The organism is Microcoleus sp. FACHB-68 (genome assembly GCF_014695715.1).
In the GTDB taxonomy this organism is placed as follows: domain Bacteria; phylum Cyanobacteriota; class Cyanobacteriia; order Cyanobacteriales; family Oscillatoriaceae; genus FACHB-68.
This window is the reverse complement of sequence record NZ_JACJOT010000013.1, coordinates 163816-185573: the sequence shown is the minus strand read 5'-3', so window position 1 is coordinate 185573 and position 21758 is coordinate 163816. Positions and strand designations below refer to the sequence as shown.

The 21758-nt window shown below is 45.5% G+C and carries 20 protein-coding genes and 1 tRNA gene; 9 read left to right on the top strand and 12 right to left on the bottom strand.

The features are described from left to right. Window positions 1-329: 329 nt before the first annotated feature. Window positions 330-635: an RNA-binding protein gene (locus H6F73_RS18575; RefSeq protein ID WP_190760262.1), complete on the top strand. Its 306-nt coding sequence runs from the start codon at window positions 330-332 to the stop codon at window positions 633-635. A gap of 181 nt (window positions 636-816) precedes the next feature. Here the strand turns inward: H6F73_RS18575 and H6F73_RS18570 are convergent, their stop codons facing one another. The 4 genes from H6F73_RS18570 to H6F73_RS18555 all read right to left on the bottom strand — a co-directional run bounded on the left by H6F73_RS18570 (window position 817) and on the right by H6F73_RS18555 (window position 9493). Then, window positions 817-1314 (bottom strand): DUF29 domain-containing protein, encoded by a 498-nt coding sequence (locus H6F73_RS18570; RefSeq protein ID WP_190760261.1) that lies wholly within the window; start codon window positions 1312-1314, stop codon window positions 817-819. Between the two features lie 68 nt (window positions 1315-1382). Next, a complete protein-coding gene (gene ilvA / locus H6F73_RS18565; protein WP_190760260.1) occupies window positions 1383-2894 on the bottom strand; it encodes a threonine ammonia-lyase, biosynthetic in 1512 nt (503 codons plus the stop codon). A gap of 176 nt (window positions 2895-3070) precedes the next feature. Further along, window positions 3071-8446, bottom strand: coding sequence for an AAA family ATPase (locus tag H6F73_RS18560; protein WP_190760259.1), 5376 nt, complete (start codon window positions 8444-8446; stop codon window positions 3071-3073). Between the two features lie 588 nt (window positions 8447-9034). After that, window positions 9035-9493: a hypothetical protein gene (locus tag H6F73_RS18555; protein WP_190760258.1), complete on the bottom strand. Its 459-nt coding sequence runs from the start codon at window positions 9491-9493 to the stop codon at window positions 9035-9037. 535 nt (window positions 9494-10028) lie between these two features. Between H6F73_RS18555 and H6F73_RS18550 the strand changes: the two genes are divergently transcribed. After that, window positions 10029-10436, top strand: a complete 408-nt coding sequence (locus tag H6F73_RS18550; protein WP_347239568.1) for a hypothetical protein — start codon at window positions 10029-10031, stop codon at window positions 10434-10436. 251 nt (window positions 10437-10687) lie between these two features. On the opposite strand, the gene H6F73_RS18545 is transcribed toward H6F73_RS18550, so the two are convergent. Then, a tRNA-Ile gene (locus tag H6F73_RS18545) sits at window positions 10688-10760 on the bottom strand. A 278-nt stretch (window positions 10761-11038) separates the two neighbouring features. Here H6F73_RS18545 and H6F73_RS18540 point away from each other — a divergent pair. After that, the gene (locus H6F73_RS18540; protein ID WP_242072539.1) at window positions 11039-11440 is read left to right on the top strand and encodes a hypothetical protein; all 402 of its coding nucleotides are present in this window, start codon (window positions 11039-11041) and stop codon (window positions 11438-11440) included. A gap of 315 nt (window positions 11441-11755) precedes the next feature. Continuing rightward, a complete protein-coding gene (locus H6F73_RS18535; RefSeq protein WP_347239567.1) occupies window positions 11756-13204 on the top strand; it encodes a hemolysin family protein in 1449 nt (482 codons plus the stop codon). Window positions 13205-13214: 10 nt separating this feature from the next. On the opposite strand, the gene H6F73_RS18530 is transcribed toward H6F73_RS18535, so the two are convergent. Further along, window positions 13215-15227 carry a CHASE3 domain-containing protein gene (locus tag H6F73_RS18530; protein WP_190760257.1) on the bottom strand — a complete coding sequence of 671 codons (2013 nt, stop codon included), beginning with the start codon at window positions 15225-15227 and terminating at the stop codon, window positions 13215-13217. An 87-nt stretch (window positions 15228-15314) separates the two neighbouring features. On the opposite strand from H6F73_RS18530, the gene H6F73_RS18525 reads away from it, so the two are divergent. Further along, window positions 15315-15989 (top strand): response regulator transcription factor, encoded by a 675-nt coding sequence (locus H6F73_RS18525; RefSeq protein ID WP_190760256.1) that lies wholly within the window; start codon window positions 15315-15317, stop codon window positions 15987-15989. A gap of 216 nt (window positions 15990-16205) precedes the next feature. Beyond that, a complete protein-coding gene (locus tag H6F73_RS18520) occupies window positions 16206-16796 on the top strand; it encodes a pentapeptide repeat-containing protein (protein WP_190760255.1) in 591 nt (196 codons plus the stop codon). Between the two features lie 12 nt (window positions 16797-16808). Here H6F73_RS18520 and queC read toward each other — a convergent pair whose 3' ends face one another. Together queC and H6F73_RS18510 are read right to left on the bottom strand one after the other, a co-directional pair. Next, window positions 16809-17513, bottom strand: coding sequence for a 7-cyano-7-deazaguanine synthase QueC (gene queC / locus H6F73_RS18515; protein ID WP_190760254.1), 705 nt, complete (start codon window positions 17511-17513; stop codon window positions 16809-16811). 143 nt (window positions 17514-17656) lie between these two features. Next, window positions 17657-18217, bottom strand: coding sequence for a DUF2808 domain-containing protein (locus tag H6F73_RS18510; RefSeq protein ID WP_190760253.1), 561 nt, complete (start codon window positions 18215-18217; stop codon window positions 17657-17659). A gap of 239 nt (window positions 18218-18456) precedes the next feature. On the opposite strand from H6F73_RS18510, the gene H6F73_RS18505 reads away from it, so the two are divergent. Then, the gene (locus H6F73_RS18505) at window positions 18457-18972 is read left to right on the top strand and encodes a DUF4149 domain-containing protein (RefSeq protein ID WP_190760252.1); all 516 of its coding nucleotides are present in this window, start codon (window positions 18457-18459) and stop codon (window positions 18970-18972) included. A gap of 86 nt (window positions 18973-19058) precedes the next feature. Here H6F73_RS18505 and H6F73_RS18500 read toward each other — a convergent pair whose 3' ends face one another. Beyond that, window positions 19059-19367, bottom strand: coding sequence for a TMEM165/GDT1 family protein (locus H6F73_RS18500; protein ID WP_190760251.1), 309 nt, complete (start codon window positions 19365-19367; stop codon window positions 19059-19061). A 51-nt stretch (window positions 19368-19418) separates the two neighbouring features. Next, the gene (locus H6F73_RS18495) at window positions 19419-19742 is read right to left on the bottom strand and encodes a TMEM165/GDT1 family protein (RefSeq protein ID WP_347239583.1); all 324 of its coding nucleotides are present in this window, start codon (window positions 19740-19742) and stop codon (window positions 19419-19421) included. Between the two features lie 225 nt (window positions 19743-19967). Between H6F73_RS18495 and H6F73_RS18490 the strand changes: the two genes are divergently transcribed. Further along, window positions 19968-20114: a hypothetical protein gene (locus H6F73_RS18490; protein ID WP_190760249.1), complete on the top strand. Its 147-nt coding sequence runs from the start codon at window positions 19968-19970 to the stop codon at window positions 20112-20114. A 55-nt stretch (window positions 20115-20169) separates the two neighbouring features. Here the strand turns inward: H6F73_RS18490 and H6F73_RS18485 are convergent, their stop codons facing one another. Continuing rightward, on the bottom strand, window positions 20170-20520 hold the full coding sequence (locus H6F73_RS18485; protein WP_190760248.1) for a YkgJ family cysteine cluster protein: 351 nt from the start codon (window positions 20518-20520) through the stop codon (window positions 20170-20172). 183 nt (window positions 20521-20703) lie between these two features. Here H6F73_RS18485 and H6F73_RS18480 point away from each other — a divergent pair, with 183 nt between their 5' ends. Next, window positions 20704-20835 (top strand): photosystem II reaction center protein Ycf12, encoded by a 132-nt coding sequence (locus tag H6F73_RS18480; protein WP_190760247.1) that lies wholly within the window; start codon window positions 20704-20706, stop codon window positions 20833-20835. Window positions 20836-21121: 286 nt separating this feature from the next. On the opposite strand, the gene H6F73_RS18475 is transcribed toward H6F73_RS18480, so the two are convergent. After that, window positions 21122-21646: a universal stress protein gene (locus H6F73_RS18475; protein ID WP_190760246.1), complete on the bottom strand. Its 525-nt coding sequence runs from the start codon at window positions 21644-21646 to the stop codon at window positions 21122-21124. Window positions 21647-21758: the final 112 nt, after the last annotated feature.

The window sequence follows — 21758 nt, the reverse complement described above, 5'->3', positions numbered from 1 at the left end:
CCTCCTCAACCTAGACAGGGTCATTCTGCCATTCGATCTCAAGACTCCCTGATTATTTTTGGCGGAGAAAATAATGTAACTCACAAAATGCTTTGCGATATTCACCAGCCACAGCAACACTTGTTAAGCTCGTCTTCTTCCAATGTTAAGTTATATGATTATTATCTCCGTGTTTTCCTAAAATTCCAAGCCTGTGTTAAAGTAATGGATAGGAATGAAATTCGGTGGCAGCGTTTGTTTTTAGTATTGACAGGCATTTTCCTTTTGGTATTGGCAGGCTCCTCTCCGAAATCTCACCCTCCACACCTCTTAGATTTTGGAGACAACACATGTCTATTTATGTAGGCAATCTTTCTTACGAAGTTACTCAAGAAGACCTGAGCGCCGTTTTTGCAGAATACGGTTCTGTAAAGCGCGTTCAGCTACCTACTGACCGGGAAACTGGCAGACTCCGTGGCTTTGGTTTTGTGGAAATGAGTAGCGATGCTGAAGAAACGGCAGCTATTGAAGCACTTGACGGTGCTGAGTGGATGGGCCGTGACATGAAAGTGAACAAGGCTAAGCCCCGTGAAGATCGTGGTTCTGGTGGTGGTGGCGGCGGTCGTCGTAACGACAGCTTTTCTCGCCGGTACTAAGCTCTAAGATTAATCACTTTTAGCTCCTCAGTCCTAGCTGATTATAAATCACTTGTCGCTGTCTGAGCTTTGTTAATCTTATTCACTGAATAGTTATCTAGAAAGGCTCAAGCAGCGATGCTTGGGCCTTTTCTATATTCTTGCAGTCGCCAGGAATGATCTCATAAAGTTTGAGTCGCGATTATTGCATCACGTCATCCGTCGCCGGTTCGCCTGGATAAAAGCAATCACTCAAAATATCTTCTAAAGGATAAGGGCAATTTGTCGGGAAGGTTTTTAGAGGCAGGTTTGTTTCTCCCGAAGCTAATGCCAGTCCTTTGGCGTAGGCTGTTTGGAGAGCTTCTTGCAGATAAGGCTTAAGACTCGGATTTTCTTTGAGCAACTCTAATACGTCCATACGCTGGATGCGAATTGTATTCAACCAGCTACGACTTCGTTTTGAGATTTGGTATTCCCATTTAAGCAAATGCCCAATCAAAATACTCAAGCGATTTCTTAATTCCGCGCGTTGTTGTTTTCCCAACGACTCAATTTCCTCGATTAAATTAGACAGATCGAGCCGGCTCCATTGCTGATCTTTAAGGAGTTTTGCTTGTTCCTGCGTCCAGGCATAAAAGTCAGTTTCATAGAGACTGTGCATTGAGGTTTTCGCTGTTTGTTCGGTTTGAGGTGTTTGCATAAAAAGGTGAAAACCTAGCGTTCTTTCCTTAATTCTAAAAAATTAGATTCGCTGCTGGTAAAATCACCCTATCCCAAAAACAATTTGTAAGCCGGATTTTGACTTTCATCCCAATAGCGATAGCCAAGGGTTTCAAGAAATGCCTGCCACTCTTCCATTTCATGAGGAGGAACTTGCATCCCAACAACAATTCGCCCGTAGTCGGCACCGTTGTTGCGATAGTGGAACATACTAATATTCCAATCGGGACTCATAGAACTGACAAATTTCATTAATGCACCGGGACGTTCGGGGAACTCGAAACGGTAGAGTAATTCATGATGAGCGAGGCGAGAACGTCCACCAACCATGTGACGCAGGTGCAATTTCGTGAGTTCGTCATCCGTTAAGTCAAGCGTTTTGAATCCGTAAGCTTCAAAACTTTCTGCCATTTTTGCAGCATCGGCACGGTTTTGAATTTGCACGCCGACAAAAATATGAGCTTCTGTTTCATCCGCAATGCGATAGCTAAATTCAGTCAGATTGCGTCTGCCAAGACATTCACAAAACTTGCGAAGACTGCCCGGTTCTTCGGGAATTGTGACAGCATAAATGGCTTCGCGGCGTTCACCAAATTCTGCTCTTTCTGCTACGAAACGGAGGCGATCAAAGTTCATATTGGCACCGCAGGCAATAGCAATTAAAGTTTGCCCTTCAATTTGCTCCCGTTCAACGTATGCTTTGGCACCGGCGATCGCTAAAGCACCTGCCGGCTCTAAAATTGAGCGCGTATCTTCAAATACGTCTTTAATCGCAGCGCAGGTGGCATCTGTATCGACCAGAATGATTTCATCGACATACTGCTGACACAGCCAAAAGGTTTCTTCTCCAACTTCCCGTACTGCTACCCCATCCGCAAATAAGCCAACCTGGGGTAATCTCACTCGTTTGCCGGCTTTGAGGGATCGATACATGGCATCGGCATCGACAGGTTCTACGCCAATAATTTTAATATCGGGACGAATTCGCTTCACGTAGGCTGCAATCCCAGAAATTAATCCGCCCCCGCCAATCGCCACAAAAATCGCATGAATCGGTTGCTGGCATTGCCGCAAAATTTCCATGCCGATTGTACCCTGGCCGGCAATAACGTGGGGATCGTCAAAGGGATGAATAAAAGTTAAGCCCTTTTCTGCTTCCAGTTGACGGGCAAACGCGTAGGCATCATCGTAAGTATCCCCATGCAATACCACCTCTCCCCCACGGGCTTTAACTGCATCTACTTTCACCTGGGGCGTGGTTACGGGCATGACGATGATCGCGCGGGTTCCTAGCCGACTCGCACCGAGGGCGACGCCTTGGGCATGGTTGCCGGCGGATGCGGCAATGACTCCCTGTGCGAGTTGTGCCGGTGACAAATTCACCATTTTGTTATAAGCCCCCCGCAGCTTGAAGGAAAACACAGACTGCATATCCTCCCGCTTCAGCAGGAGTTTGTTATTCAGCCGTGTAGATAAATTTGGGGCATACTCCAGGGGCGATTCCTGGGCAACATCATAGACACGGGCAGTGAGGATTTGTACCAGGTAGTCGCAATACATGAGGGTCAACAGGTGTGCGAAGGGCGGATGTAAAGAAAATTTTACTTTACTTGGGTTCCCATTCCGTTCACTACGACAGTTTCTCTCGCCTAATCGTTGTACGTTACAACCAACTGGTTCATTATCTTCTTAGCAACGATTTACAATTACTTATAGATAGTTATTAGCAGCTAACGCTATATTTCGGGCCGATTCTGATAGCAGCGTTGCCGATAAATTTGAGCGACTTTATCGCCTGGATTGATACTCAGGCACTCTTCAAACAGTTGCGCCGCCTTATTGAACTGTTTCAGATTGTAGAGCGATAGGGCTTCTGTAAATGATTGTAGGGTATTTAATTTACCAGCTTTAAGTGCCGGCGGGTCAGCTTCAAAGATTTCATAAACTGTGACGGCTTGGGATTTGCCTTTAACATTTACGGTGTCAATCGTGCGAATTGCATAGTCTGCCGGCTTCGTCAATCGTTCATAAGTTTGTTGGGTTATTAATAAGGGCAGGCCATAATTTTTGGTTAAACCTTCTACGCGCGAAGCTAGATTTACCGCATCACTAATTACGGTGCCATCCATGCGATTTTGTCCGCCAACGGTTCCTAACATTAAGGTGCCAGTGTTGATACCGATGCCAATTTGAATGGGATGATAGCCAGAACTGGTGCGATATTGGTTGTATTGGGCAAGCCGGTGGAGCATAGAAATGCCGGCTTTCACGGCATTATCTGCCTCGCCGCTAAATAATGCCATAATTGCATCCCCGATATATTTATCGATAAAACCATTATTTTCAACGATTGCCGGTTCCATGCAAGACAGATAAGAATTAATAAACTTGAAATTCTCCGGCGGAGTAATCCCTTCCGAAATCGTTGTAAAATCGCGGATATCGGAAAATAGAATCGACATTTCTAATTGGACAGAATCTCCTAACTTTGCTTCTGTCAACTTTTGATAACCCAGCAAAGATAAGAATTGATTGGGAACAAAGAGACTTGCTGATCTAGAGAGTTCTAATTCTGCTTCTAAAGCTTGCTCTAAATCCAAGTTAAGTTGAGCAAGCCGGCTCTCATTTTCCCTAACTTCCGTATAAAGCTTAGCATTTTCTATAGAAACTGCCGCTTGAGAAGATAATAGTTTAATCACTTCCACGCGTTCAGCAGTAAACGCGCCGGCTGTGAGATTATTTTCCAGATAAACAATACTCACCAGTTTTCCTTGATTAATCAGGGGTACGCAGAGAACCGATTTCGGCTGATGTTCTTGGATGTACTGATCTTTGGTAAATTGCCCCTCACGAGCCGCATCATTCAAAACCACACTTTCTTGAGTACGGCAGACATAATTGATAATTGCTTGAGAAGCGCTTTGGAACTTCTCAAACGGCATTGATTGAAGTACGTTCACCTGCTCAGAATCGATTGCCCCTTCCGCTTCAATTAGCAGCTTTCCTCGATTTTCTAAAATGAGATAGCCTTTTTGTGCGCCGGCATTTTCAATCAAAATTTTCATCAAGCTAGACAGTAACTTATCCAGCACAATTTCACCTGAAATTGCCTGAGAAGCCTTCATCACTGTGCCAATATCAAGACTGTGTTTTGACCCGGTAGTCGGTGTTGTGGTCGCTTTAGTATTTTGACTACTCTCTTGATTTGCAGCCAATAAGTTGCCGTGTCGCATTTCTAAATGCTTGACCTTGGCCGTTGCTCCCCAAAGCTGATAGCAGTACCGAGCCTCCTGCATATAAGCTTTAGCTGTTAATTCTTTTCCTTGGAATAGATAAAACTTGGCAGCAAGTTCGTAAGCAAGAGCGGCTTCGTGGATGTATTCGTGTTCTTTCGCAAGGGAAATCGCGCGATCATAAAATTCTATGGCTAAGGCATATTTTCCCCTAATTCGACAAATCTCAGCCTCTACCAAATAATATTTATGCAGGTTATTAGCTGGGGCATGGTGTGCCCATTTTTTCATTTTTTTCTGGTTGCTAACAACCTTCTGTATTTGGCGACTTTGTTCTGACTGCTGAGCATCTGTTGCCACGGCTAGACGCGCTAAAGATTCATAAAAATAGAAGTGAACAACTGTGCAAGTAGATGTGTTGCCATCAAGGTATTGTTCACCTAATTCAACATTTTTAATTGCCAGATCTAGTTCACAAAACATAACGCAAAGCATCAATTTATTGAAGTAAAAAATACCAAGTGTGGTGCGATCATTTTGGCTGTTTAGTCTTGGCAGCATCACCTGCTCGTCGAAAGCTTTGCCAATTAAATTACAAGGGTTTTCAATTTTACTTAGCAAATTTAAAACAACTTGATGCACTACGTCTTGCATATTAAAAGCTGTTTCTTGTCCCATTTGACGCAGATTCTGAGCATAAATTTCCATCTCTGGTTCCAATTTCACCAATTCCGAGCCGCTCAGAAAGCTCATGGAGCAGTAGACGTGGATTGCATAGCTACCGAATTGCAAATCTCCTGTTTGCAGTCCAAACGTGTAAACTTCCCGCAGTAAATTTACTACTTCCTTGAGAGGCTCTACCCAGTGCGTGATAAAGGTAGAGACAGTATATCCCGTCATGGTTCTAAAAGCCCTTGCATCAAGTCGGGAGATCACATTAAGAGCGAGTTTACCAAATTGACTGCCACTCTGAATATCTCCAACTACCCCACAGAGAATCATTCCATATAAACTATAGCTAAAAGCAGAGTCACTCGTGTTTCCCCACTTAATAGATAAGTGAATTTGTTGAAACACAATAACTGGCAATAGAAGCGTTGCAGCAAAGTAGGTGGCGGGGGCAATTCTTGTGAGGATACGCATCGCTGCTTTTGGGTAAGGATCACTCATCACCGGCAAGTCCACTAAGCTTGCAATTGATTTAAACCCGATCCTAAACTTTGTTTGCAGCAGTCCCCTTAAAACATCTACTTTATTAGGTTGTTTAGGCAACTTTACTCCTAGTAAATTTAACACTTCTAGTCCAATATTGATGGCTTCATTAAACTTGCTTTGTACAGTCTCTACCAGAATTTTTACCTCATACACTTTCACTGTGTCTAAGACTGTTTTTGCTTGGGACACGACTGCCTCAAAAAATTTCTCCATTAAGACAAAGTCAGCGTTGAGATAGGCAATTTCAGCTGCTTCTGTGTGCAGTGAGAGGGTGAGTTCATACTGTTGCTGCCAGCAATTGGTTGCTAAGAGGTTGATGCCGGTTTGCAAATAACTTAAAGCCGGCTGATAGGCTGCGGATAATTTTGCTTTCTTGCCGACAACTAAGTTTAACTGTGCTAGTTCATTTCTTTCTAGCTGGTTAGAGATCAGTTTAATGCCAAAATTTAGTTGATTAACAATGTCAAAGATTTTCTCTTCTCGTTTGCTTTCAGGAAGATTTTTTAGCAGCAGTTGCCCGATGTGCCGGTGGATAACAGGCTTATCTTGTTCGACAATTAGGGAATAAGCAGCCTGCTGAATTCTATCGTGAACAAATTTATATTCCAGGGATTGGGATGAGACTGTTGGTAATGAGCGAGTGGTGAGTTCAGTTGCATCAATTGCTAATTCTATTTCTCCCATATTGCCAATAGGAACCACTAAATTCTCAGCGACGGCTGGATATAAATCGTCAACCGTTTCTCGCAAAAGTTTAGCGTCAATCAAGGCAAGGGTATTTAAGTTAAATTGATTACCCATGCAGGCAGCTTGCTTTAACAAATCTTGCGTATTTTTTGGCAACTTTTGAATCTTGTCGGCCATGAGTTCAACGACGTTATCGGTGAAGCCGCGCGATTGAATTTGCTCTAAACTCCACTGCCACTGGCGAATTTCAATATCAAATTTTAACAATTCTTCTGTATAAAGTGATTTCAAAAATTCATTCATAAAGAAGGGATTGCCGCCGGTTTTAAACTTCACTAACTCAGCTAAATGCTGAACTCTTTCCGTTTCACACTTGAGGGTATCGCCAATTAGGTGTGTGATAGTTGGTAAGTCTAAGGGCGATAGAAAAATGCGCTCGATAATTGCGCCGGCTTTGGTAATTTCATCTAAAGTTAACATAACCGGATGTGCTGCGGAAACTTCGTTGTCCCGATAGGCACCGATTAAAAATAATCCAGGGGAGGCGGCACTCATTAAAAGCTGCATTAATTTTAACGATGCGCCATCTGCCCACTGCAAATCATCGATAAATAATGCGAGGGGATGTTCAGGTTTCGTAAAGACTTTAATAAAGTTTTGAAAAACTAAATTAAACCGATTTTGAGATTCATTTGGGCCGACTTCTGGGACAGGGGGTTGCTTGCCGATAATTAATTCGATTTCTGGAATGACATCGGTAATGACTTGCCCGTTAATTCCCAAAGCTGTTAATAACTTTTCTCGCCATAGATTTAGTTGCGCTTCACTTTCAGTTAACAGGTTTTTGATTAATTCTTGAAAAGCGATAACAAGGGCGCTATAGGGAATATTACGCTGATATTGGTCGAATTTACCGGAAATGAAATAGCCGCGTTTTTGGGTAATGGGTTTATAAAGTTCTTGTACTAAGACTGATTTACCGATTCCAGAATAGCCGGCAATCAGCATTAGTTCGCTCTGGGCGTGAGTGACGCGCTCAAAAGCGGTTAATAAGGTGGCAACTTCTTGTTCTCTTCCATAGAGTTTTTGCGAAGTTTGAAATCGCTCTGAAATATCTTCACCGGCTAGTTCAAAACTTGCTATTTTCCTCGTTAAATTTAACTGGTTTAAACATTTTTCTAAATCCGCTTTAAGTCCCCAGGCACTTTGATATCTTTCCTCAGCAGTTTTTGCTAAAAGTTTCATGACGATATCTGAGAGAATGGGGGAAATTTCTGGATTTAACTCAGATGGCGACACCGGCACCTTAGCAATATGGTAGTGAACTAATTCCAGCGCATCATCCGTTTCAAAAGGTAATTGATTCGTCAGCAGTTCGTAAAAGGTAACCCCAAGCGAGTAAAAATCTGTGCGATAATCTAAAGCTCGGTTCATCCTGCCGGTTTGTTCCGGCGACATATAAGCTAAAGTACCTTCTAAAACGTTAGGATTTTTTAAAGCCGGTGTTTCCCGCGTTAACTTGGTGGAGATTCCGAAGTCAATAATTTTTAATTGGTTGGTTTCTTTGTTGAAAACAACGTTAGATGGATTAATATCTTTGTGAATAATATTCGCGGCATGAATGTGCCCTAATGCGTCTACTGTTGCAATCGCAATTTTGAGAAATTCCTCTAAAGGAAATTGGCATTGCTGCAGCCAATGCTTCAAAGATATTCCGCCAAAATCTTCGAGAAACATCACCAGGGTATTTTGATATTTCCGTAAGTCATAAGCCTTAACCACTCCTGCCAGATCCAGAGATTGGGTAATGTGATACTCTGTGCGATAGCGACTGAGTTGAGCCGGCGTCGGATAATCTTGTTTAAGAACTTTGAGGATCAGGGGTTGAGCATCTGACTGTCGAATTCCTCGATATACAATGGAGTTGGCGCTTTCATAGATTTGCGCTGTAACAGAAATGCCAGGAATGGTAAGCATATTAATGATTTTTTGACGCCGTAAATAATCACGAATCTATCTTTACATAAATGCAATTACCCTAAAACTTTAATCCTAGCCTAACTTCTCCGTGAGCCGGCACCCTATCACCTGCTATCTATTTCTTTTTTGTATGGAAATTAAGGGTGAGAAGAAAACAGAGAACAAAAATATGAAAGTTTTAGCCTGTCGCTTCGGCGCTGCCGGCAGGCAATACAAAAAACCAGAGTGCATCTCAGTCAAAATATTATTGGAGTGGGAGCATCTTGCTCCCTGAGACGACAAGCGGGCAAGATGCCCGCATTACAAATTTACAAAAATGGGATGATCCCAAAAACCTTTTCTTGTAAACTTTCCCAGCCTCCTACTCAGCACAAACCCGTCAAAAATTTGCCTCGGAGAAGCGCCAACAATTCAAACTTACCCTATGTCACAGACTAACATTCAACGCATCGGAACTACAGGTAAACCCGTATGATCCGAAGCTGCGATAGCGCTCGTCATTTCCACATTCACAACCGGCTGATTCACAAAAAGTTAAGGGGTGAGTGCGCGTTGAAATGCAATAAAACGGCTGGAGCAGTTCGCTTACGGCTTTCTTGGTTTGTTCAATTCTGTGCACTTCGCCGCTGCTAAATTATAAGCAGTTTGGTAATCATTTCCCCCTAACATGACATCGCCATAATACTCGTAAGGGGGATCGCCATGAATCGGCAGCGGGTCGTCCTCTGGATAATCTTCTTTTGATTCTTCTAGAATTGCTTTGAGTTGCTTGACTTTCAAACGCTGTGCGGGAAAGTAATAGAGGTTTTCAGCACTTTGGCCAAGGTGGGGAAAGGTGGGATCGACAATCTGCCCATCTATCTCTATCCAGCTATACTCAATCGGTTTGTACGGCCCTCCAGCTATCGCCAAAAAGCCTTGAACATAGATGGCTCCCTCGGTTGCTAGTGCTGCCTTACAAGCATTGTCAAAGCAGGTTTTAGCTTTGCTCTTGAAGCGCTTTGCAATTTCTCTCGAAAGCATTTCATTTAATGGTTCAGTCATAATGCCTTCCCTCCATGTACGGGAGCTGGATAATGGAAAAATTGGAGACGACAAACCTCTGACATCTCACACCAGTACAGAGGCTAGGTTTGCCAACTGCCGGCCTAGACGAGAGAAAAGAGCGTGAAAGCAATTGATCGCCAGAACAATGTCAACTCTTCTTGCCTACCCCTTGAATATAGTAAATTACTATATCCTCGCCTCACGGCTAGTTTACATTCTAAAACACTTAAAGAAATGTTAGCCATTTACGATGGGCGCATCAACCAATCATTGCTGACTCGACAGGAGCCTGAAAGCGATTAATCTTAACCGCTTAAACATTGAATAAATTTAAGACTCGGTCGTTAAAAAGTGAAGTGCCTCAACTTTTAATATATGATTATAAAATACTTCCTGCATGAGCTTGATAATCAAGAGATGTTCTGGGTTGATGTATTAATTCATTTTACGACTTTCTTTACCGGCTCTGATTTGACCATTTTAAAATGAGTTGGCTGAGAAAAAACTGTCCCGTCTCAGGAGTGTATCAAACGTGAAAACAGTTATCCTCGTTCTCTCTGCTGTAGCCGTGGCCGCTATCGCACCGGCAACCCGAACTTTAGCTGCAATGGCCATTCCCCTTAACGCGTCCTTCGCTCAAGCAATAGATAGCACTTCTGCGCCGGCGATTAATCCAACTGAACTGAATCGCGCTAAAAACCTCGCGCGTCAAGCGGCAGAGATGGCGAACGGCGGCTTAAACGAATATCGTGCTGAAAATTCCATGCACGGCCCTTCTATCGAGTCTCCCTTCGTCGATAACGGCGATGGCACTTGGACATTCACGTTTAAAGGCGGCAGTCCTGGATCGATGACTCCGACAGTGGAAAGCATCGTTACTGTTGATCAAAAAACTCTTCAAGTCACCGTAGACTACAATGGGCCAATCCAGAACCCCTAGCACTATCACTGATTCGTTCTCGCGCCACACTTGCACCGGCAACGGATCAGATCAACTCGGCTGGCGCTGAAATCTCGGATTGGGATAGCTGAATTTTCATCTCTATCATGCCGTGTCTGGTATTTTTCACAGATCCAGAATCGGCCTGATAGCGACAATCCGCCAATTTGTTGAATGACTCCACGAGAAACGAGTGGCTATCCTCTCTTGCCTGATTTAATTCAGACGCATTCATCTCAACATAAAATAAATCGGCAGTGCAGGAGTTGAACCTGCCTATGGCGAATTATGAGTTCGCTGCCTGAACCGCTCGGCCAACTGCCGGAAAAGATTGGTATTAGTATAGCGGATTGCTATCGGACTTAAGGATGAGTGGGCAGTTTTTTTGCCGACTTTCCTAGTCTAGTCCTCTAATCTTACCAAACGTAAAAAAAATTATAACCTAAACCGGCTGCCGGTGTCCACTTATCTGGGCAGGCCGCAATCGTTGACTGCACGTCCTACCGTTTAAATTTCCCGAAGGTCGTGCTAAAACTTTGAAACTACAATAAAGTTTATTGTTGCCCTTAGCATAGCCATTTGGTCACTTCCTCACCAACACCATGAAATTGAATCCAACTGTGGCGCTCACGTTCACTCTACTAGCCCTGATGTTTACAGCCGGCATGGTGAGCGGAACCTGGGGATTTGCCTTAGGTCGTGAAGCACTCAAAGGAATTACGCAGCCGGATGTCCGCCCAACTAATAATGTCGGGAACCGCAAGGGAACTCCGGCCAATCGGGATCAGATGCTCATTCTCAAAGAGCCAGATATCTTGAAAAATGTTAAAGCCCACATGGAAGGCAAGGGGGCGAACACACAAAAAAATCCGGCTGAGAGCGAAGATCAAAAAAATCAGCAGTCTGCTAAACCGGCAGATCCCCAGAGGCGACTGCTGAGCGCCAACAACCAGGAGTTGCCAGAACAATCGCTCCAAAGGGTGAGTCCTTTTCTGGTAAGTTGAAGATTCCGACAGCCCTAGTGAACCAGGCATCGCAGCTTTCGCTCAAGCTGACAGCCGGGTTTCATCAACCCTGGCATTTGCAAATGTCTGGCATCCTAGAGGTGAGCTAAGCAATAGGAATGAAGCGAAAGAGACAAGAGAGAAGCGAGAATTATCCTGGGGAAACTCCCTTGCAACTTCTCGTTTTTTAAGTTTCTCTTTTCACGTTTCAGTCCCCAATCATTAATTAAGCCGGTGCCTGCTTTAAACCCTTTCTCTGTTTGGTGGACGAACACTGCCGCTGTCGCTGTCTTGGAGGCAGCTAACAGCAGTTTAGTGAATCGAACCTCTCCCGCTGTTGACTTAACGCCGTCAGATGTCGCGCTGCGATTGCTATCAGTGTTTCTGCTGATTGCAATCAATGCTTTTTTTGTCACCGCTGAGTTTTCGATGGTGTCGGTTCGGCGATCACGAATTAACCAGTTAGTCGATGCCGGCGATGTCCAAGCAAAAACCGTCCAAGACTTGCAGCGCAGTATAGACCGGCTGCTGTCCACTACTCAGTTAGGAATCACCCTCTCCAGTCTCGCCTTGGGCTGGATCGGTGAAAATACAATGTCTGGACTCGTTGCCGGCACCATTGTGCACCTGCCCCTGCCAATGGCCATGAAGCAGGTTATGGCCCATTCTCTCTCCATCCCCATTGCCTTTTTCCTAGTTGCCTACCTGCAAATTGTTTTAGGCGAGTTGTGCCCCAAATCTGTTGCCTTGCTCTACTCAGAGCAGCTCGCCCGCTTCTTAGGATCGCCCAGTTTAGCCATCGCCCGCATTTTCAACCCCTTTATCTGGATTCTCAATCAATCAACTCGCTGGCTGCTGCGGCTTGTGGGAATTCGCTACACCGGCCAAGGTTGGTATCATCAAGTCACCCCAGAAGAGTTACAGCTGATTATCGCCACCTCCAGCGAGTCCACCGGCTTGCAAGCAGAGGAGCGAGAACTGCTCAATAATGTCTTTGAGTTTGGGGACGTATCAGCTGGGGAAATTATGGTTCCTCGCACCAGTATTTCCGCCCTTCCCACGACAGCCACCTTCCAAATGCTACTGACTGAAGTGGTGGCTAACGGCTATTCCCGTTATCCTGTCATGGAAGAATCCTTAGACGATATTCGCGGCATTATTGACTTCAAAGAGTTGGCTGAGCCTTTATCTCAAGGTATTCTCACCCCACAAACGCCCGTGCAGGCTTGGATGCGACCGGCTCGGTTTGTGCCAGAATACACGCCTCTGCGCGAACTGCTACAGCTGATGCAGCGATCCAACACTTATATGGTGATGATCGTCGATGAATTTGGTGGCACTGCCGGTTTAGTCACGATTAAAGATGTGATTGCTGAAATTATTGGTGATAGCGTAGAGCCGGCAGACACAGAAGAGTTGAACGTAGAAATTTTAGACGACCAAACATTTATTGTGCAGGCTCAACTAGACTTAGAAGAAGTCAACGATCTGCTCAATTTAGAGTTGCCCCTAACCGATGAATACCAAACTCTCGGAGGTTTCCTGATTTATGAAATGCAGAAAATTCCGACAGTTGGGGAGATATTAAAATATCAAGATTTGGAACTCACCGTCATCTCAGCCGAAGGCCCGCGCTTACATAAAATTCAAATTCATCGCCTGGAGTCTTCACCAGAAAGCAAACAGCTTAATCAATATGCAATCGAAGACATCGTAGAAGTGCAGCCTGAACACTCTGAATTTGACGATCCAGGAAATCCTTAAAAATTTTGTTTCAATAATTTAAAGGAATCGTCACCGTGAATGTAGTGCCGGCTCCGGCTTCACTACTCATTGTGATGCTGCCGCCGTGTAATTCCACACACTTTTTTGCAACCCCCAATCCCAAGCCGGCACCGGAAACTTTGCCCACATTTTCTCCCCGATGAAACAACTCAAACAGTCGTTGCTGGTCTTTTAAAAGAATTCCGATGCCTTCATCTTGGATGCGAAAAACAGCAACTTCAGAAGGTTGGAAATTGTCACCGGCAGCCTCTTGATTTTGTCCTAAATTGCTTTTTCGTTCAGGCAATTGATAAGACAATTTAAACCAAACCGTGCTGCCGGCAGGAGAATACTTAATCGCATTTGACAGCAAATTTGTCAAAATAGAATGCAGCAACTTTTCATCCATGCGAGGCATTCCAAATCCTTTGCCACCTTCAAGACGTGATTTGTCTTGCACAGTTGAGGGTGCGAGGGTACGCGGCAAAGAAACATCCCCAGCATCCAAAGTCTCTCTGCCATGACTGACAAAAACGAGCCGGTGCTGATTGTTATCCGCTAACTGCATTTCTTCCACTAAATTTGCACAAAAGTTTTCTAAATTTAGCGGCGCAGGGTTGAACTCAAGTTTTCCAGCTTCTGCCCTAGTAATTGTCATAATATCCGCTAAAAGTTGCGTTAAGCTTTTGGCGGCTGATTGAATTCGCAGGATATTTCTAAGTTTTTTCTCATCCATCCATTCATCCTGACAACTTTCAAGAATTTGAGCTGAAATCAAAATTGTGCTAATAGGCGTGCGAAACTCGTGAGAAGTCATTGAAAAGAAGCGGAGTTTGAGTTCGCTTAATTCTTGTTCTTTTTCTAGCGCCATGCGAGTTTCTTCAGCTCGCTTGCGTTCGGTGATATCGCGAGAATTAACAACAACATTAATCGTTCCCGACAAATCCAAAAATTTCTGACCGATAGCTTCCAGAATAAGCCAAGAACCGTCTTGATGTTGAAAGCGAAACTCAATAGATAGAGCAACCCCCGAATTTTCGATGGCATGAGTGAAAGTCTTAAGGGCAGTCCCCACATCATCCGGGTGAATATATCCAAAAAAGTCTTGATTCACCAAGCTTTCTGGTTTGTATCCTAAAACTTTTTCAACGGATGGACTTTCATAGCGCACTGTGCCGCGTTCGTCCAGAACCGTAATAATATCTAAAGCATTTTCAATCAAGGAACGGAAGCGTTCTTCGCTCTCCCGCACAGCCATTTCAGCTCGTTGGCGCTCGATAATTTCAGCTTGAAGTGATTGATTCGTTGCCGCTAATTCTGCGGTTCGTTCTCCCACTCTAATTTCTAATTTTTCATTCGCCATGCGGAGCGCCTCTTCTGCCTGCCGGCGTTTTTTGTTCTCGCGATGAAGGAGAGAGTAAACTAATAACAGCAGCGCAAAACTAAGGCCGGTGCCAATGGAGCCGGTGAGCATTGCCTGTCTGACGCTAGCTGCGGCGGCAGCTGAGCGTTGTTTTAACAACTGTTGCTCCTCGTTTTGCATCTGCCGGATCTTCTGGCGGATCTCATCCATAATCCTTGTGCCCTCTTCTGTTAGGGCAATCTGCAACGAAGCGCTATTGCGTTGGCTTTGCGACAAGGCGATCGACTCCTTCAAACCAGCCACTTTCTCGGCAATTAAGGGTTCAAGGATATCGAGCCGGCGCTGCTGGTTGGGGTTATCCGCAGTTAACTCTCGCAGATTTTGGATTCGTGGGTTAATTGTTTCAATTGCTGCATTGTAGGGTTTGAGCAGATTCTTATCACTTGTGATAATGTAGCCCCGCCGCCCCGTCTCTGCATCTTTGATAGTAGAAAGCAAACCTTCTAGGGTTACCTGAACCTCGTAGGTGTGCTGCACCCATTTAAAAGTGTCAATCAGTCGAGCCATACTTTGATATGAAATCGCACTAACGCCACTCAAAATGAGCAACGCTAAACTAAACCCGCTTGGAATAATGTTTTTTGAAATCAACTTTTTCATGAAAGTTATCCTCTTTAAAACTAATATTCTTCCATCCTGTAGCAGGAGAAAGTGTGAGCGCTTTCAAATTTCAACACAAATTTAACGATGAAAATTCTTCTGGTAGAAGATGATGTGCGTCTTGCTGAGGCTTTAGCTGAAGCCATCGGAGATCAGCGATATACAGTAGATGTTGTAACGGATGGGGAAGCCGGTTGGCAGCAAGTCACAGGGGTGGATTATGACTTGATTTTGCTAGATGTCATGCTTCCTAAGTTAGATGGAATCGCTCTTTGCCAGCGCCTGCGCTCTCATGGATATGACCTCCCTATCCTCCTGATTACGGCTCGTGACACCAGCACTGATAAAGTTAGAGGCTTGGATGCCGGTGCTGATGATTATGTCGTTAAACCAATCGATCTGGCAGAGTTGTTGGCGCGGATACGCGCTTTGCTGCGCCGGGGGCCTTCAATCCCGGCAATTTTGATCTGGGGGGACTTGCGCCTTGAGCCGAGTACCTATGAAGTCACCTACGCAGGCCAACCTCTGCACTTGACCCCTATAGAATATTCTCTGCTAGAAACTTTTATTCGTAATGGCCGGCGGGTACTGAGCCGGCGGGTACTACTCGAACAAGTTTGGGATGATCGCGATCTTCCAGAAGAAGAAACGGTTAAAGCTCATATCAAAAGCCTACGGCACAAACTCAAGGCTGTGGGAGCGCCGAATGATTTAATAGAGACCGTCCACAGCGTGGGTTACCGGCTCAAACAAGTTCCTTAGTCTGGCCTTTGTTAGAAAGGAACGCTTTATTTTCAGCCGATTGGTATCTTCCCGAAATCTTCCCGATTTCCTGCCCGGTTTTTTTACTTGCACCATCTATCTTTGAAACATAGCGTGCAAACCCAATTGAAGGCGTCCTGATGCTCAACAGCTAAAATGCCTTTCTCAATCGGTTGGGTAAAGCCACTCACAAAAAAGACACAAAGTTAGATGATTATGAAGGCTAAGCTAGATAATATGACGGCTGAAGAACTTCTGAAGCAGTATGAAACAGGGGAAAGGAGTTTTTACAACCTTAACCTAGAGAAAGCAGACTTGCGCGGGGTGAAGCTAGTTGAGGCGGATCTGCGACGGGCCAATCTAGCTGGGGCGGATCTGCGACGGGCCAATTTGACTGGGGCGGATTTATGGCGGGCGGATCTGCGGGGGGCCAACCTGAGAGGGGCAACTTTAACGAGGGCTAACCTGGTTGGGGCAGACTTGACCAATGCCGATTTATCTGGAGCAACATTGATTGAAACAAACTTGACTCAGGCAAACTTGACTTCAGCATTGATGTTTGAGGCAGATTTGTTTATGGCAAATTTGACCGAAGCAATGCTAGCTGGGGCCAACTTGACCAAAGCGATCCTCATCGGGGCTATCTTGGTTGAGGCAATTCTGGTGGCATCAATCCTAGTGAGGGTTAACCTGACAGAAGCGGATCTCAGAGGGGCGAATTTGCTAGAGGTCGATTTGACAGATACAGATTTAACGGTGGCAAAGCTGAAGGGGTTGGTGATGCCAAATGGAAGTATTTACTACTAAACCGGCATTGTCTCAAACTAGGCTGTTGCTTCCATCCAGTGGTGGGGCGTAGGGCAAGGGGTCTGTTAAGCCTAATTCTTCAAAGGCTGCTAGACGCAACCGGCACGAGTCACACACGCCACAAGCTTCTTCTGCGCCGGCATAGCAAGACCAAGTTTGCTGCCAAGGCACTCCCAATTGATTACCCAGTTCGATAATTTCAGTTTTCTTAAGGTCTATTAGGGGCGTCACAATAGTAATTGCCTGTCCTTCTCGCCCCTGTTTAGTTCCCAAGCGGTACACTTCCTGCATGGCTTGGATATAGTCAGGCCGGCAGTCCGGATAGCCGGAATAATCCAAAGCATTAACGCCAATATAAACGCGCTCGGCATTAATTGCCTCAGCATAGGCGACGGCAAAACTTAAAAAGATTGTATTGCGGGCGGGAACATAAGTGATGGGAATATTTACAGCCATCTCTGCCAAACTGCGTTCACTTGGTAAATCCAGCCGGTCGTCCGTCAAGGCAGATCCGCCCCACTGGCGCAAGTCAAAGCTGACAATTTGATGTTCTACAACACCGGCACAGTGGGCGATTTGTGCAGCGGATTCTAACTCTCGCCAGTGTCGCTGCCGGTAATCAAAAGAAAGGGCATAACACTCACAACCATCAGCTTTGGCTTGATACAAAACTGTCGAGGAATCTAATCCCCCAGATAATAAGACAACGGCTTTCATTCAGGTTTAAGGAGTTTTGAGTTTTGAGCTGAAGGAGTTTTGAGTTTTGAGTTGGGAAGAGAAGTTTTGAGTTTTGAGTGCCCATACCGTTCTTGTTGGCAAAGCCTTGACCCATGCCCCATGCCCCATGCCCCATGCCCATTTTAAAACCCAGAATCACTGCTGCTGTAGAAGTGAAGCCGGCCATATCCAAGAAATTGAGCGTGCGCTTTTTCGCCGGCAGGAAAAGCGGTGACGCCAAAAAGATAGATGCCGCTATAACGTGGGTTTTGGTAGGGACGCAGGCCGATTGTGACGGTTTTGCCGGGAGGAATAGGCGGATCAAACCTGACCGAAATACTGCCCGTTTGCGGGTCTTTCGCAACCGGCCCTAGGGCTAATTTCGTGCCTTTGTCCCAGCGCGTTCCTTCAAATGAGCGGGTGTCTTCCAGCTCAAATCGCACTTGATCTGTGCCTTCAGCTTGGTTGAATGTTACCTGCTGAAGCGGTTCGCCGGCATTTTCTGGCACACTTAGGGTGAAATAATAAGTTGCGCCCCAAACATAGGTGCCTTTTTGGGTTGTGGTTGCTTCAACCAAGCGGGGTGGCTGAACAAAATAAACGGTGCCATCTGCCAGCTGAACTGCCGGCAAGGGCGGGCCGGTTATTGCCCAAGTTGCTGCCGAAATTGCTAAGCTTGCTCCTAATCTCGCTACAACACGCATATTTCAATTCCCCATCGGGTTTCAATGCGATTGTCCCTAACAAATTTAAACCGGATTTTTATCAATTATACTTTTCGGCAAGCCGGCGCTGCAAAAATGTCTTAAGAATTCCTAGAATAAATCAGCAGAAATTAACACAATTTTTTTTAAATAAATTGCAGCTTTATTCGTAAAAATACTTCATACTTGTTCGGTCGAATCTTGGCTAAGCTAAAGATAAGGCAGCAAGAGGAAATTCTATGGCGGCTATGTCTCAAAATGAATTCAAGCGACCCTCCTGGCAAACCGTTGTCATTTTTACGCTGGCATTCTGGCTTGGTGCCAGCTTGCTTGTTGATTTCGTAATGATGCCCGGTCTTTATACGGCAGGGATGCTCACTCAACCGGGGTTTGCTTCGGCAGGCTATTCAATTTTCTGGGTGTTTAATCGCCTAGAGTTAGTTGGTGCAGCTTTAGCACTGACGGGGTCATTAGTTCTTCTCAACACCCACTATCTACCGATCTCGCGGGGGCGCACAGCAATTATTTTATCTCTGCTCCTGTTGGCGGTTGCTTTGGTGGATACTTATGGCCTAACCCCTCACATGAGCGCTTTGGGAATGCAGCTAAATTTGTTTGAGCCGGCAACTGAAGTTCCCACCGCAATGAATCAGATGCACGGCAGTTATTGGGTTTTAGAAGCGCTCAAGCTAGCATCAGCAGGGATGCTGTTGAGCTTGTGCTACCGGCAATCACCGGCTGAAGCAATCAGTTAATCGTCTCATTTGATAATGTTTAAAGCCCCTCCGATTCTAGGGGCTTTTGCTTTTTGTGGGGCAAAAGAGGAGGCACACGCTCTTCCCTAATCCCCAACCCCTTCTTCCAAACTTTCAGGCGAATCTTTCTTGGGCCACAGCAGGCGCAAAGCCATAAGTGCAAAGCCAACTGCGGCAACTGTCTTCACTAAACGAGCCGGTAAAAGTTGAGCTGCGCCTTCGCCAACAATCACACCCAGAAAACTAGCTAATAACAAGGCGGCAACGCTTCCCCAAAATACTGTCCAAGGCGATTTAGAACTGCCACTGAGTGCAATTGCTGCTAGTTGACTTTTGTCTCCTAATTCAGACAAAAATACCGTGATAAAACTTAATCCGATTAGTTGCCAGTCCATGATAAGTAGTCCTGAGTGCTGAGTGCTGAGTATATTTAATGGAACGAGCTTTTATCGCAATACATCCCAAAACAGCAGTGCGGAAATCAGGAGCATACTCACACCGGCTGAGGTTTCCAAAGTTTTCGGAGAAAGCCGCTTTGCTAGCCACTGACCTAATAGAACACCGACTAAGCTGGTAGCAACAAGTGCTGTGCCGGCACCGGCAAACACTAGCCAAGGCGAGTGAGATTCGGCACTCATTAGCAATGTTGTGACTTGGGTTTTATCTCCAAGTTCAGCTAGGAAAATAGTTATAAACGTAGACCAAAAAACGGATAATCCCTTGCGCGTCTTCGGTTTTGCCGCCCGTTCTGCTGTCTGAAAACTTTTAATTTCGCTACGTTCAGCCGGCAATGCCTCACCACTATCGTTCAATACTCGCTTGCTTGAGTGTTGGGGGCTATCCAGTCCAGAAACCTGGAACTCAGGAGCCGGCAAGGTTGAAGGCGCAGATAAAAGTTTCACAAGCAATTTTGCTCACCGCTATTAATTTCATATTCCTTTCATTTTCTCAGAAAAGGGGATCAAATATCAAGCCTGCCGGCAGAGATTGCTGATGTGGGGCATAGGGCATGGGGCATGGGGCATAGGGCATGGGGCATGGGGCATGGGGCATGGGACATAGAGAGTGAAAATCTCGGAGTTTTATTCAGGCACTTCTGTGTTGCCGGCAGGCCAAACGCTTACTACCCTCGTCAGGTATAGGGTAGTAAGCGTTTGATGGTAAGAGTAAAAAGGCCGGCAACGCCAGAAGATTGCTTTAAATCCCCACAGCCTGGTCAAATCGGTGCATTTCCAAGCTGCGCTCACCGTACATATCCTCAATATGTTCCCGGCAGCAGTCAATGGCAAACTCGTTTAATTCTTCAGGCTCAATGCCGTATAAATCTTGAAAAACATTAACTTGGACACGGCAGAAGCGAGGCCGATCTTCGTAAATGCGACATTCTCGCGTCGCCCGATCAAAATTAACGCACCACCCATCCTCACCCACCATGCTGAGGTAACGCTCTAGCTCTTCTGGCGATAAATACTCATCCAAATCCGGACGCTCTGAGGGATCGAGGTAGCAGCACGCCCCACATTGCTTTACACATCGCCAAGTGGCCATTGTCAAAACTCACTTTTATGCCTTGTCATTTGAGCTTAACAGGTGGGATTGCAAAGTTCCATTTTTTGCATTTTATTGATTTTTGTAAACTTAATTAAAAAAAATGAGCGCCCAACAGGTAAGATCAAAAGCGGATTTTTCAGCTTAGCCATCCAAATCTGTTGGGTCAAGTCGGGAGGAAGAATGGACTTTTTAACGAGTTTTGTCAGCAACGTTAATTGGGAAGCAATTGTTCAGCTAACATTTGTTGCGATGATCATGCTTTCTGGGCCGATCGTTATCTTTTTGCTGGCTGCTCGCGGCGGCGATATGTAGGTAGCTACCCAGCACCAGCAACTACGAGTTTTACCGGCTGTAGGGGCGAATTCCGGCATTGGTGTCAATTGAAGTTGGGCGGTTGAAACCGCACTCACACAGCCCAAACCCTCGCAGCGTAGGGTAAAAAACCCTTGATGCTTTCTCCTGCCAAGTTGCGCGAGCGATGTGTGATTTTCTGGCTGTAGGGGCGTCAGCCGGGGTGGGTATCGTCTCCCCGGTCGCGTAGCGAAGCGCAATATTCTCTTCGCCCAGATGCTTACAGTTGACACCAATGCTTTCGCTTTTACACCTGTGCTGCCGGCTTCGGTCTTTGCACCACAAGCACAGAACAGGGAGCGTGATGCAAAACATGATTGCTCACACTTCCCATCAACATTTCCGTTAGGGCTGTATGGCCTTGACGCCCGATCACAATTAAGTCCGCACCCCAGTTTCGAGCCACTTCGCAAATGCTCTCACCGGCATCGCCGACTTTGTAATAAGATTCGGTGGCAATTCCCAACTTTGCCGCTTTTTGGCCGTAGGTGTCTATCCATCCTTGCACTTGCTGGAGTTCCTGTTGCAAACGCTCCTGCTGCAACGTTTGTTCCATGACTCCGCCGGTTGGATCGAGACCCATACCACTGCCAACATCAAACCCGATAGAAGACCCCGTTAGCGGCGTGATCTGTCCCTCGTTTTGCCAGTTGATGCAGTGAAACACCATCAGGCTAGCACCTTGTGTTTGGGCAAGCTCCAGGGCTTCCTCAAACACTGTTTCACTTAGGTTTAAGCGATCAATGGCAACCAGCATTTTTTTAAAGCTCATGGTCTGTTTGTTCTCCTAGTTAGGCTCAAGTTTAGTAAAGGCGTTGCGTTCGCTAGAAGTTTAACGCCCGTTTTTATAAAACTTTACACGGTTGTTATATTGAGCTGTATTA